Annotated in this window: 11 protein-coding genes; all 11 read left to right on the forward strand. The window is 65.9% G+C overall.

What is annotated here, in order from left to right; translation table 11 throughout:
- Nucleotides 1-9: 9 nt before the first annotated feature.
- Nucleotides 10-726 (forward strand): flagellar hook capping FlgD N-terminal domain-containing protein, encoded by a 717-nt coding sequence (locus tag Q1J79_RS11060; RefSeq protein ID WP_300300179.1) that lies wholly within the window; start codon nucleotides 10-12, stop codon nucleotides 724-726.
- 88 nt (nucleotides 727-814) lie between these two features.
- Nucleotides 815-1,138, forward strand: coding sequence for a DUF1153 domain-containing protein (locus Q1J79_RS11065; RefSeq protein ID WP_300300206.1), 324 nt, complete (start codon nucleotides 815-817; stop codon nucleotides 1,136-1,138).
- A 180-nt stretch (nucleotides 1,139-1,318) separates the two neighbouring features.
- Complete coding sequence (gene fliF / locus Q1J79_RS11070) at nucleotides 1,319-2,965, forward strand: flagellar basal-body MS-ring/collar protein FliF (protein WP_300300181.1); 1,647 nt, start codon at nucleotides 1,319-1,321, stop codon at nucleotides 2,963-2,965.
- A gap of 20 nt (nucleotides 2,966-2,985) precedes the next feature.
- Nucleotides 2,986-4,002 carry a flagellar motor switch protein FliG gene (fliG, locus tag Q1J79_RS11075; protein WP_300300183.1) on the forward strand — a complete coding sequence of 339 codons (1,017 nt, stop codon included), beginning with the start codon at nucleotides 2,986-2,988 and terminating at the stop codon, nucleotides 4,000-4,002.
- A 23-nt stretch (nucleotides 4,003-4,025) separates the two neighbouring features.
- A complete protein-coding gene (locus Q1J79_RS11080; protein WP_300300186.1) occupies nucleotides 4,026-4,679 on the forward strand; it encodes a FliH/SctL family protein in 654 nt (217 codons plus the stop codon).
- A gap of 23 nt (nucleotides 4,680-4,702) precedes the next feature.
- The gene (gene fliN, locus Q1J79_RS11085; protein WP_300300188.1) at nucleotides 4,703-5,038 is read left to right on the forward strand and encodes a flagellar motor switch protein FliN; all 336 of its coding nucleotides are present in this window, start codon (nucleotides 4,703-4,705) and stop codon (nucleotides 5,036-5,038) included.
- Nucleotides 5,039-5,077: 39 nt separating this feature from the next.
- Nucleotides 5,078-6,448: a sigma-54-dependent Fis family transcriptional regulator gene (locus tag Q1J79_RS11090; protein WP_300300191.1), complete on the forward strand. Its 1,371-nt coding sequence runs from the start codon at nucleotides 5,078-5,080 to the stop codon at nucleotides 6,446-6,448.
- Between the two features lie 32 nt (nucleotides 6,449-6,480).
- Nucleotides 6,481-8,616 (forward strand): flagellar biosynthesis protein FlhA, encoded by a 2,136-nt coding sequence (flhA, locus tag Q1J79_RS11095; protein ID WP_300300193.1) that lies wholly within the window; start codon nucleotides 6,481-6,483, stop codon nucleotides 8,614-8,616.
- Between the two features lie 45 nt (nucleotides 8,617-8,661).
- A complete protein-coding gene (locus Q1J79_RS11100; RefSeq protein ID WP_300300195.1) occupies nucleotides 8,662-9,723 on the forward strand; it encodes a hypothetical protein in 1,062 nt (353 codons plus the stop codon).
- Between the two features lie 89 nt (nucleotides 9,724-9,812).
- On the forward strand, nucleotides 9,813-10,559 hold the full coding sequence (locus Q1J79_RS11105) for a MinD/ParA family protein (RefSeq protein WP_300300208.1): 747 nt from the start codon (nucleotides 9,813-9,815) through the stop codon (nucleotides 10,557-10,559).
- A 28-nt stretch (nucleotides 10,560-10,587) separates the two neighbouring features.
- Nucleotides 10,588-12,657: a hypothetical protein gene (locus tag Q1J79_RS11110; protein ID WP_300300197.1), complete on the forward strand. Its 2,070-nt coding sequence runs from the start codon at nucleotides 10,588-10,590 to the stop codon at nucleotides 12,655-12,657.

Here is a 12,657-nt window from a genome sequence, read left to right on the forward strand (position 1 = left end):
AGCCCCGTCATGGTCAGCAGCGTCACCGATACCACCGGCACCACCAATACCGTTTCGAATACCGCAGCCAGCAAGCTGGCCGGCGACTTCGACACCTTCCTCACGCTGCTCACCACGCAGCTGAAGAATCAGGATCCGACCTCGCCGATGGATCCGAACGAATTCACGCAGCAGCTCGTGCAGTTCAGCCAGGTCGAGCAGCAGATCAACATGAATAAGAATCTCGAGAAGATGATCTCGATGCTGCAGGCGGGCCAGAACAGCACCAACCTGAACTTCATCGGCAAGGTCGTCGATGTCGACGACAAACAGGTGAAGCTGGCCGAAGGCGGCAGCGCCTTCTGGTCTTATGAACTGCCGAAAGGCGTGATGGGCGTGCAGTACAACATCCTCGACTCGTCGGGCAAGGTGGTGCGCACGGTCAACGTCACCTCGGACCAGGCCAGCGGTTTCAAGCCTGGCCGCGTCGAAGTCGCCTGGGATGGCAAGGACGGCCAGGGCAATGCGATGGCGGCCGGCACCTACAAGCTGGAAGTGGTGGGCAAGGATGCCAACGGCAAGTCGGTTGACGGCGTCAAGGTCTATGCGCGCGGCTATGTCGAGGCGCTCGAGACCGTCGACGGCCAGCAATACCTCGTCGTGTCGGGCAGCAAGTATCTGCCGGAGAAGGTGGTCTCGGTCTTTGCGCCGCCGCAGGACAATTCCGGCAGCGGCAGTACGACCTGACAGCCGGCCGCACGACAGTCACGCAATAGTACTGCTTTTTTAAAAACGGGTGATTAGCATGGAAAACGTTCAGCCTCTCAATCCGCAGATGCGTCAGCTGCCGTCGCAGGGCCGGCCAGCCAGTGTGATCGGCCCGGAGGGTCAGCGCATCACCCGCGACACGCTGCCATCACCCAGCACCAAACGCTGGGTGATTCGCCGCAAGGCCGAAGTGGTGGCCGCCGTGCGTGGCGGCCTGCTCAGCCTGGAAGAGGCCTGCCAGCGCTACGCCCTCACGCTCGAGGAATTCCAGTCCTGGCAGCGCGCCATCGAGGAACATGGTCTGCCTGGCCTGCGCACCACCCGGCTGCAGGATTACCGCCCGGGCACCCTGCGGGCCCCGGCGGCCCGGATGTCCGGTGTGGCGGGCTGAGGGGGCTCCGCTAAATCACTGATTTTCCTGATTCCGTAAGGTTAACAAACCGCTAGGCAAATTTTGCCGGGGTGTTAACCTCTTTTTCATCCCGCGTTCCTACCTTGCAAGCGCGGCAGGAGGTGCCTGCCACAACGCGTGCCTGGTGCATGGGGTGAAGCCGTGAACGGAATCATGAACATGATGCGGAGCATTGGTCCCGCGCGGCTGGCGATGCTGGCGGCGACGGCGGCCGTTCTGCTCGGCTTTTTCGTTTTCCTCGGGATGAAGGTCACGCAGCCCAAGATGGCGCTGCTGTACGGCAATCTCGACCTGGAAACCTCGGGCGAAATCGTCAACCGGCTCGAGGCCCAGAAGATTCCCTACCAGATCGCCGCCAACGGCGCGCAGGTCCTGGTGCCGGAAGACCGCGTGCTGCGCGCCCGTATGCAGCTGGCCGAAGGCGGCCTGATGGCCAGCGGCGGCGCCGGCTATGAAATCTTCGACAAGGCCAATGCCCTGTCGGCCACCAATTTCATGCAGAACATCAACCACCTGCGTGCCCTGGAAGGCGAACTGGCGCGCACCATCCGCTCGATTGACCAGGTGTCATCGGCACGCGTGCATCTGGTGCTGCCCAAGCGCGAGGTGTTCAGCCGCGAGCAGCGCGAACCCTCGGCCTCCATCGTGGTCAAGACGCGCGGCGGCCGGCTCGACCAGCCGCAGGTGCGCGCGATCCAGAATCTCGTTGCCTCCGCCGTGCCCGACCTGAAGCCGACCCGCATTTCCGTGGTCGATGATCGCGGCAACCTGCTGGCCGGCACGCAGGAGCAAACCGATCCCGCCACCGCCACGGTCAGCCGGCTCTCCGACATGCGGCGCCAGGTGGAGGATCGCCTGCGCAAGAATGTCGAGGCCCTGATCGAACGCTCGGTCGGTGTTGGCAACGTGCGCGCGGAAATCTCGGTCGACATGGATTTCGACCGCGTCACCACCAACCAGGAACTGTTCAATCCCGACCAGGCGGTGGTGCGCTCGACCCAGACCATCACGGAAAACAACCAGAGCCAGGAAGGCCAGCAGAACGTCACGGTGGCCAACAACCTGCCCGAGGCCCAGGGCCAGGGCGGCACGCAGGCGACCTCGACGGCCAACCGCACCGAGGAAATGGTCAATTACGAGATTTCCAAGACCGTCCGCACCCAGGTGCGCGAGGCCGGTGTGATGCGCCGTGTTTCGGCCGCCGTGCTGGTCAACAACATCATCCAGGTCGACGGTCAGGGCCAGCGCTCCTATCAGGCCCGTTCGCCGGAAGAATTGCAGCAACTCAACACCCTCGTCCGCAATGCCATCGGCTTCGACCAGCAGCGTGGCGACACCGTGGAAGTCGTGTCGATGCGCTTCGCCGAGCCTGGTGACATCCCCGAGGAAATCGACCCGGCCAGTCTGCCGGTGCTGCTCGGCCTGACCAAGGAAGAGCTGTTCCGCATCGGCGAGATCGCCGGCTATGTACTGCTTGGCCTGCTGGCCATGCTGCTGGTGGTGCGTCCGCTGATCCGCCGCGTGCTGGAAGCCTCGCGCGAAAGCGAGGATATCCCCCCCGGCATGCTGACGCCGGCCGCGCCGGGCCTGCCGATGGTGGTTGGCGGCGCGCCGCTGGCCGAACTGCCGGCCGCGCCCGATGCCGGCATGGCGCCGCCTACGCCGGGCATCGAATCGATGATCGACATCGCCCGCATCGAGGGCCAGGTGAAGGCGTCGTCGCTGAAGAAGATCGGCGAGATCGTCGACAAGCATCCCGAGGAAGCCGTGTCGATCATCCGCAATTGGCTCTATCAGACCACCTGAGTCGGACGAGGGTTTAACTCATGGCCGGTGAAAAAGACTTCCGTCAGATGAAGGGCCCCGATAAGGCGGCGGTCCTGATGTTGGCGCTTGGCGAGGAGCATTCATCCAAGATCTGGCCGTTGCTTGACGACGAGGAGATCAAGGAAATCTCCCAGAACATGGCCAATCTGGGCGCGGTGAATTCCGACGTCGTCGAGAAGCTGTTCCTCGAATTCGTCAATAACTTCTCCTCCACCGGGTCGCTGACCGGTACGTTTGACAGCACTGAGCGACTGCTGATGAAGGCGCTGCCATCCGAGCGCGTCAATCAGATCATGGAGGAAATCCGCGGTCCGGCCGGCCGCACCATGTGGGACAAGCTCGCCAACGTGAATGAGAACGTGCTGGCGAACTACCTGAAGAACGAATATCCCCAGACCGTCGCGGTGGTGCTCTCCAAGATCCGCCCCGAGCATGCCGCCCGCGTGCTGGCGGCATTGCCGGAAGAATTCTCGATGGAAGTCGTCATGCGCATGCTGCGCATGGAGGCGGTGCAGAAGGAAGTGCTCGACAAGGTCGAGCAGACCCTGCGTACCGAATTCATGTCGAACTTGGCGCGCACCAACCGGCGCGACGCGCACGAAATGATGGCGGAAATCTTCAACAGTCTCGACCGCAATACCGAGGCGCGTTTCCTAGCCGCCCTGGAAGAGCGCAGCCGCGATGCCGCCGAGCGCATCAAGGCCCTGATGTTCACCTTCGAGGATTTGATCAAGCTGGATCCGTCCGGCGTGCAGACCCTGCTCAAGAGCGTGGAGAAGGAAAAGCTCAGCCTGGCGCTCAAGGGCGCCTCGGAAACCCTGCGCGACCTGTTCTTCTCCAACATGTCCGAACGCGCGTCCAAGCTGCTGCGCGAGGAAATGGAATCGCTCGGCCCGGTGCGCCTGAAAGATGTCGACGAGGCGCAGATGGCCATGGTCAACACGGCCAAGGAACTTGCGGCCAAGGGCGAAATCATGTTGGCCGACAACAAGGGCGAAGACGAGCTCATCTACTGATGCGGAAAGCGGCGTAACCGATCATGGTCAGCAAGGCCAAATTCCTGTTCGATCTGCCCTTCGACGGCACCAAGCCGAAGGTCGAGCGTTCTTACGCGCCCAAGCCGCCGCCGGCGAAATTCTCCGCCGAGGACGTGGAGGCCGTCCGGGCCACCGCCTATGCCGAGGGCGAAGAAGCCGGTCGCGTGGCGGCGCATGGCGAGCATCAGCGCAATCTGGAGCAGGCCATGCACGCGCTGGAGGGACGGCTTGCCGCCATTGCCGGCGGCGAGGAACGTTCGCGCCTGGCGGCGCGTGCCGAGGCCACGGAACTGGCGGTGGCGATTGCCCGCAAGCTGGCGGGCCGGCTGATCGACCGCCAGCCGCTGGAGCAGATCGAGGCGCTGGTGCTGCGCTGCATGGACGACATGCGCGACGAGCCGCGCCTGGTGATCCGTGCTGCCGAGCCGGTCGTGCAGCTGCTTGACCAGCGCATCGACCAGTTGGTGGCGCAATCGGGTTTCGGCGGCAAGGTGGCCCTGGTGCCTGACGAGACGATGGCGCCCACCGATTGCCGCATCAACTGGGCCGATGGCTCGGCCGAACGGCGCCAGGCGGCGCTGGAACAGGAAGTCGACCAGGCGGTCGAACGCTATCTTACCGGGCTGCAGGCGCAGCTTGGCGAGCCCGGCGAATAGCCGCGGCCAGGGAGTGAGCAGGTATGGCTGACAGCGACGATCTCGACCTGAAGGACCTCGGACAATCTCCCGACATGATGGAGGAAGAGGATCCGAATGCGGCGCGCACGGCGGCGGATCTGCAGGCGGTATTCGATATTCCGGTTCATGTCTCGGCGGTGCTTGGCAAGGCCAATATGCAGGTCAGTCAGTTGCTGAAACTGGGTCGCGGCGCGGTGGTCGAGCTCGACCGCAAGGTCGGCGAGGCGATCGACATTTACGTCAATAACCGGCTGGTGGCGCGCGGCGAGGTGGTGGTGGTGGAAGACCGCCTCGGCGTGACCATGACGGAAATCATCAAGGGTGGCCGTGGCGGTTGAGCTGCGGATAACAGGTAAAGCGGGAAGCTGGGGCGGATTATGCGACTGATCATCATCGGCACGCTCAACGGACAGATCGGTGCGGCGACCCGCATCGCGCTGCAGCGTGGCGCCAAGGTGTCACAGGTCGAAGATATCGATCAGGCGCTCAACACGCTGCGCGCTGGCCGCGGCGCCGACCTGGCGATGATCGATGTCAGCCTCGACGTGAAGCATCTGGTGGAAAGCCTGAAGGCCGAGCGGATCAACCTGCCGGTGGTGGCCTGCGGCATCGGTAATGATGCCCGCGCCGCCGTGGCCGCGATCCGCGCCGGCGCCAAGGAATACCTGCCGTTGCCGCCCGAGGCCGACCTGATCGCCGCGGTGCTGGAAGCGGTGGCGGAAGAAAGCCACCAGCTGCTGTTCCGCGATCCGGCCATGGGCCAGGTGGTCAAGCTGGCCGAGCAGATCGCCCCCAGCGGCGCCTCGGTGATGATCACCGGCGAAAGCGGCACTGGCAAGGAAGTGATGGCGCATTTCATCCATGCCCGTTCGCCGCGCGCCGAGCGGCCCTTCGTCTCGGTCAACTGCGCCGCCATTCCCGACACGCTGCTCGAATCGGAGCTGTTCGGCCATGAAAAGGGCGCCTTCACCGGCGCCGTTGCCCGACGGCTCGGCAAGTTCGAGGAAGCCAATGGCGGCACCCTGCTGCTGGACGAAATCAGCGAGATGGATATACGCCTGCAGGCCAAGCTGCTGCGCGCCATCCAGGAGCGCGAGATCGACCGCATCGGCGGCTCCAAGCCGGTCAAGGTTGATATCCGCGTCATCGCCACCTCGAACCGCAATCTCGCCGACGAAGTCGCCAAGGGCAATTTCCGCGAAGACCTGCTGTTCCGCCTCAATGTCGTGAACCTGAAGCTGCCGCCCCTGCGCCAGCGCCCGGCCGATATCGAGCTGCTGGCGACGCATTTCGTCAAGAAATACGCCGAGGTCAACGGCGTGCCGGAACGCCCCTTAAGTCCCGCCACGCTGGAGGCGCTGAAACAGGCGCCGTGGCGCGGCAATGTGCGCGAGCTGGAAAACACCATGCACCGCGCCGTGCTGCTGGCCTTGGGGCCGCAGATCGAGATCGGCGATATCCGCCTGCCCGACGGCAGCGCGCTGGCCGATGCACTGGGTCGCCCGTCGCCTGACGGCGTTGCCACTGGCGACGGCGCCGCTGCCGCGCCCAATCTGGTTGGCCGCACCGTTGCCGATGTCGAGCGCGACCTGATCATCGACACGCTGAAGCATTGCTTAGGGAATCGCACGCACGCGGCGAATATCCTCGGCATTTCAATTCGCACGTTGCGCAACAAGCTGAAGCAGTATTCCGACGAGGGCCTTGCCGTTCCGGCGGCAAACGAGGGCACGCGCGCGACGGCCTGAGGCCGCGCCGCGCGGGGTGAGGAGAGGTTAGTATGGCGGAGAATGTGCCGGCCGATACCCAGGCGGGTGCCCCGGACGTCGCCCTTGGCGGCGGCGGCGCGGGCGGATTCGACCGCCTGAAGAATATCGGCCGCCATGGCGACATCATGCTCGCCATCGGCGTCATGGGCATCCTGTCGGTGCTCATCCTGCCGATGCCGACCTGGCTGCTCGACGTGGCGCTGGCCCTGTCGATCACCATTTCGGTGCTGGTGATGATGACCTGCCTGTTCATCCAGCGGCCGCTCGAATTCTCCAGTTTCCCGACCGTGCTGCTGATCACTACCATGCTGCGGCTGTCGCTCAACCTGGCATCGACCCGGTTGATCCTCAGTCGGGGCCACGAGGGCACCGACGCCGCCGGCCATGTGATCGAGGCCTTTGGCCAGTTCATCATGAGCGGCAACCTGGTGATCGGCATCATAGTGTTCGCCATCCTGGTGATCGTGAACTTCGTCGTCATCACCAAGGGCTCCGGCCGCATCGCCGAAGTGTCGGCGCGCTTCACTTTGGACGCCATGCCCGGCAAGCAGATGGCGATCGACGCCGATCTGTCGGCCGGCCTGATCGATGAGGCCACCGCGCGGCTGCGCCGCAAGGAGCTGGAAGACGAATCCGGTTTCTTCGGCTCGATGGACGGTGCCTCGAAATTCGTGCGCGGTGATGCCGTCGCCGGCCTGCTGATCACTTTCATCAACCTGATCGGCGGCATCCTGATCGGCGTGATCCAGAACGGGCTCACCTTTGCCCAGGCGCTCAACACCTATTCGATCCTCAGCGTCGGTGACGGCCTGGTGGCGCAGATCCCGGCGCTGATCATTTCGGTCGCCGCCGGTATCATGGTGTCCAAGGGCGGTGTCGCCGGCTCGACCGACAAGGCGCTGTCGAAACAGCTTTCCTCGGTCAAGGCGCTTGGCATGTCCGCCGTGCTGTCGGCCTGCTTCGCCATCATCCCGGGTATGCCCTTCCTGCCCTTCCTGCTGCTCGCCCTGGTGTCGGCTGGCCTGGCCTATGCGGCCTGGCAGCAGGAAAAGAAGGCGCGCATCGCCGCCTTCGTGCCGCCGCCGCTGCCGCCCGCGCCGGTCAGCCCGCTCGACGAGCCGGTCACCAACGCGCTCAGCATCGACGACCTGCGGCTTGAGCTCGGCTTCAGCCTGCTGCCCCTGATCAATGACGCGCGCGGCTATCGCCTGACCGACCAGATCAAGGCCCTGCGCCGCCAGATCGCCATCGACATGGGCTTCATCATGCCCAGCGTGCGCATTCTCGATAACATGCAGTTGCCCGGCACCACCTATGTGATTCGCGTCAAGGAAGTGGAGGCTGCCCGCGGCACGGTGAAGCCCAGCGCGTTGCTGGTGATGGACCCGCGCGGCGAGCGCATCGCCCTGGCCGGCGAGGAGACCATCGAGCCAACCTTCGGCCTGCCCGCCATGTGGGTCGACGAAAGCCTGCGCGACGAGGCGATGTTCCGCGGCTATACCGTGGTCGATCCCGGCACCGTCATCACCACCCACCTGACTGAGGTGGTCAAGGACAACATGGCCGATCTGCTCAGCTATGCCGAGACGCAGAAGCTGATCGAGGAACTGAAGAAGGGCAATGAAAAGCTGGTCAACGAGGTGATTCCGGGCCGCATCAGCGTCAACGGCGTGCAGCGCGTGCTGCAGAACCTGCTGGCCGAGCGCGTTTCGATCCGCGATCTCGCCACCATCCTGGAGGCGGTCGCCGAGGCCACCGGTTACACTCAGAGCGTCACCCAGATCACCGAACATGCCCGCACCCGCCTGGCGCGGCAGATTTCCAATGCCCATCTCAGCCCGGACGGCTATATTCCGCTGGTGACGCTCTCGCCGCAATGGGAGCAGAATTTCGCCGAGGCGCTGGTCGGCCAGGGCGAGGACCGCCAGCTCAGCATGCAGCCCTCCAGGCTGCAGGATTTCATCGCCCAGGTGCGCCAGACCTTCGAGCGGTTGGCGGCGGAAGGCCATATGCCGGTGCTGCTCACCAGCCCGGGCATACGACCCTATGTGCGTTCGATCGTGGAGCGGTTCCGGCCGGCCACCGTGGTGATGTCGCAGCAGGAAATCCACCCGAAGGCCAAGCTTCGGACGGTGGCGCAGATATAAACAGGGCGCGTATAAGTACGACGCGGTTCCAGGGGGTAGCGAAGGATGCGGCTGAAGACGTTCCAGGCAGCGACGATGAGCGAGGCGATGGACCTCGTGCGCCGCTCCTTGGGCGAGGACGCCATCATCGTGTCGACCTATACCCACCGCAATGGCGGCGGGGTCGAGATCACGGCGGCCGTCGAGCAGCATACCGAGGATGATTTCGCCACGCCGGAAGCCCAGGCTCTGCGCTATGGCCAGGGCAATGGCCGGTTGTTCGTCCCCGACGAGGATTTCACCAGTGCTGCGCCGGAGCAGGTGGCTGAACTGCTTGCCGGCGCGCTGGGCTGGCATGGCGTGCCGGCGCGGATCGCCGAGCGCCTGACCCAGGCGGCTCAACGCGTTGGTCTCGATGACCCGCTTGGCGCGCTGGCCGAGGCGCTCGACGAGGTTTATCGCTTTCCGGGCCTGAGCAGCGACAACCGGCCGCTAATTCTGATCGGCCCACCGGGCAGCGGCAAGACCATTGCCAGCGCCAAGATTGCCGCGCGCTGCGTGATGGATCGTCGTGCCGTGCAGGTGGTGTCCTGCGACGTCAGCCGCGCCGCTGCCGGAGAGCAGCTTGCCGCGCTCTGCCGCGTCATGACCACGCCCTTCACCGAAGTCGCCGATGCGCGCGAGCTGGGCCAGGCCGTCGATGCCGTGTCGGCTGATACCAAGCTGGTGATTGACACGGCCGGCATCAACCTGTTCGATGCTGCCGACCGCAAGGCGATCAAGACGCTGATCGATGCCAGCGGCGCGGAGCCGGTTGCCGTGTTTGCCGCCGGCACCGATGCGATGGAAACCGGCGAGCTGGCCGGTCAGGCCGCAGCGCTCGGCGCCCGCCGCTTTATCGCCACCCGCCTCGATACCGCGCGCCGTCTCGGCGCGCTGGTCACCGCCGCCGATCTCGGCGGCCTTGCTTTTGCCGATGCCGGCGCCTCGCCTTTCGTGGGCCAGGGTTTCCTGCGCCTCGATCCGCTCGGCCTGGCTCATCGCCTGCTGGCCGACCCCGATGCGGTTGCTGTCGATGCCAGCCAGACTTCCGCCCCGAAACCCGCCGTTTTCAAGGCTGCTGAATGACCGTGACAACCATGACGCCGACGCCGCCTGTCCCGCCTTCCGCTGCCCGCCCGCCCCGCCATCCGGCCGCGGCCCTGCGTCAGCCCAATATGGTCGCCATCGCCTCGGGCAAGGGCGGCGTGGGCAAGACCTGGCTCTCGGTCACCCTGGCCCACACCTTCGCCCGCCAGGGCCAGCGCGTATTGCTGTTCGATGGCGATATAGGCCTTGCCAATGTCGACATCCAGCTTGGCCTGATGCCCGACCGCGACCTGGGCAGCGTGATCGCCGGCCGCTTCAGCCTGGCCGATGCCGTGATGTCTTCCGAGGCGGGCTTCGACATCATCGCCGGCAAGTCCGGTTCGGCCTCGCTGGCGACGCTGGACCAGGCCGCGCTCACCGCCCTGCGCGACGAACTGGTGCAACTGGCGAAAAGCTATGACCGCGTGGTGATCGATCTGGGCGCCGGCGTCGACGCGGTGGTGCGCACCTTCTCGGCCGCCGCCGGCATCACCCTGGTGGTGACCAACGACGAACCCACCGCGCTCACCGATGCCTATGCCTATATCAAGCTGACCCGCATGGCCGACCGCAACGCCGATGTGCGCGTGGTGATCAATATCGCGCCGACCACGCGCGAGGGCGAGCGCACCTATGCCAAGCTGAACAAGGCGGCCGAGAATTTCCTGAAATACTCGCCACCGCTGGCCGGCGTGATCCGCCGCGACGAGAAGGTGCGTGATGCGATCCGCAACCAGGTGCCCCTGCTGACCCGGCATCCGATGTGCGAAGCCGCCGAGGATGTCGAGGCGCTGATGCACAGCCTGATGCGCGCGCCGCAGACGGCGCCGCTCTGAATCCGTCAGCCGCGGACGGAACTGGCGCGTGAGCGATCTCGGTCCGCTGCTGCCCACGCCGCCGGTGCCGCCGGCCGGCAATAGCGGGACCAGCGCCGCGCCGGCCACCGCGACTCCCGCCAGCACCACGCCTACTGCGGCAGAGGGCGCGGCGGTGCAGACGGCGGCGGCCGTGATCCAGCCGGGCAGTTCCGCGCCCGCGCAGGCTCAGCCCCAAACAACCCAGCCCCAGACAACCCAGCCCCAAACGCCGCAATCCCAGACGCCGTCACCCGCCACGGTGCTGCAGGATGCGGCCGCCGAAATCTCCACCTCGCTGCGCGAACTGGCGCGCGGCGGCCAGGTCGATGCCACGGTGATTGCCCGCGACGGCAATGCCCTGCTGGTGCGCACCGCCGCCGGCAGCACGCTCAGCCTGCCCAATCTCGCCAGCGTGCTGCAGCAGGCGAACATCACCGTACTGAATGCGGCTTTGCGGCTGCAACTCAACCCGGAAAATCCGCAGCAGGCGACGCTCACTGCGGCCAATGGCTCGGCCCTGCCGGTGCCCTTGGCCGTGCAGGTGCAGCCGCCGACCGCCGCCCAGCTTGCGCTCGCCGTGGCGCCGCCGCAGCCGGCCACGACCGGCGCGCCGGTACTGCCGCAACCCGGCCAGACGCTTGCCGCCACGGTGCAGACGCCGCCGGCGCCCGCCGGTGCCGGAGCAAGCGCTGCGCAAAGCGCCCTGCCGCCAGGCAGCCAGATCCAGGTGGTGGTGCAGGCTGCGATCTTGCCGGCTGCCACCGCACCACCGCCTGCCGCATCGCCGTCCGTCGCAACGGCGCCAGTGACGACGCCACCAGTCACAACGCCACCCATCGCAGTGCCGCCGACCACCGCCCAACCGGGCGGTGCGATGCCGGGGGCTTCGCTTCCGGCTCCTGCTGGCGCAGCGGCGCCGTTGCCTGCCGGCGGCGCGTCGCCGGCGCCGTCCGTCATCCTGGCCAGTCCGGCCGCGGCACAGCAGGCCGCGCCGCTGGCCTCCGGCCTGTCGCCAGCCATGGTGGCGCAGATGACGGCGCAGGCATCGGCACAGCCTGCGATCCAGCCGCCGATGCAGACCGCTGCGCCGCCGCCCGTGTCTCAGCCCGTGTCTCAGTCAGTGCCTCCGCCGCTTCCGGCCCAGACCATGCCGCCTTTGCCGCCAGGAGCTGCGCCGCTGCTGGCCAATGCGGCGGTCAATCCGGCGACGCTGATTGGTCAGACGCTCACCGGCGTGGTGACCGGTCAGTCGAATTCCGGCCAGGTACTGGTCAGCACGCCACAGGGCCTGCTGGCGCTCAGCCTGCCGCAGCCCTTGCCGCCTGGCACCCAGCTGTCGCTCGAACTCGCCGCCATCACCCGGCCGCCGACACCGGCGCCCACGTCGCTCGGTCCAGCGCCGCTGGCCTCGGTACTGACGCGGCTGCAGGGCGAATGGCCGGTGCTGCAACAGACCTTGGATGCGATCCGTGCCGCCGATCCCGCCCTGGCCCAGCGTCTGCAGGCAGAATTGCTGCCGCAGCCCAATGCGCGGCTGGCCGCCACGGCCTTGCAGTTCATGGCCGCTGCGGCTGCCGGCAATGCCCAGGCCTGGCTTGGCTCGGAAGCGGTGCGCCGGCTGGAGCAACAGGGCAAGCGCGAATTGCTGCGCCGGCTGGATGATGATTTCCGTGAACTCGGCCGGCTCAACCAGCGCGGCGGCGACAACGACTGGCAGGCTTTGGTGATGCCGATGCTGATCGGCGGCAAGGTCGAGCCGGTTCAGATTTTCATGCGCCGCCGCCGCGACCAGAAGCAGAAACAGCAGCAGACCCGCTTCATCATCGACTTCAACCTGGAAAGCACCGGCCCGATTCAGTTCGACGGACTGGTCAGCGTCAAGCAGCTCGATCTCATCCTGCGCAGCGAAACCGAATTCGGCCCAGCCTTCCGCGTCGATGTGATGGCGATTTTCGAAGAGGCGCTGGCGGTCACCGGCATGAGCGGCAGCTTACGCTTCCACGAGCGCGAAGCGCCGCTGGCCTGGCCCAGTCCGGAATTGGAAACCAAAGGCCCCAGCACCGAGCTGAAGGCCTGA

Origin of the sequence: Ferrovibrio sp., assembly GCF_029255545.1 — a bacterium.
In the GTDB taxonomy this organism is placed as follows: Bacteria; Pseudomonadota; Alphaproteobacteria; order Ferrovibrionales; family Ferrovibrionaceae; genus Ferrovibrio.

Coding starts and splice junctions, on each gene's coding strand:
- Q1J79_RS11100 (WP_300300195.1), top strand. CDS start 8,662: ATGCGGCTGAAGACGTTCCAGGCAGCGACGATGAGCGAGGCGATGGAC.
- flhA (WP_300300193.1), top strand. CDS start 6,481: ATGGCGGAGAATGTGCCGGCCGATACCCAGGCGGGTGCCCCGGACGTC.
- fliF (WP_300300181.1), top strand. CDS start 1,319: ATGATGCGGAGCATTGGTCCCGCGCGGCTGGCGATGCTGGCGGCGACG.
- fliN (WP_300300188.1), top strand. CDS start 4,703: ATGGCTGACAGCGACGATCTCGACCTGAAGGACCTCGGACAATCTCCC.
- Q1J79_RS11060 (WP_300300179.1), top strand. CDS start 10: ATGGTCAGCAGCGTCACCGATACCACCGGCACCACCAATACCGTTTCG.
- Q1J79_RS11065 (WP_300300206.1), top strand. CDS start 815: ATGCGTCAGCTGCCGTCGCAGGGCCGGCCAGCCAGTGTGATCGGCCCG.
- Q1J79_RS11090 (WP_300300191.1), top strand. CDS start 5,078: ATGCGACTGATCATCATCGGCACGCTCAACGGACAGATCGGTGCGGCG.
- fliG (WP_300300183.1), top strand. CDS start 2,986: ATGGCCGGTGAAAAAGACTTCCGTCAGATGAAGGGCCCCGATAAGGCG.
- Q1J79_RS11105 (WP_300300208.1), top strand. CDS start 9,813: ATGGTCGCCATCGCCTCGGGCAAGGGCGGCGTGGGCAAGACCTGGCTC.
- Q1J79_RS11080 (WP_300300186.1), top strand. CDS start 4,026: ATGGTCAGCAAGGCCAAATTCCTGTTCGATCTGCCCTTCGACGGCACC.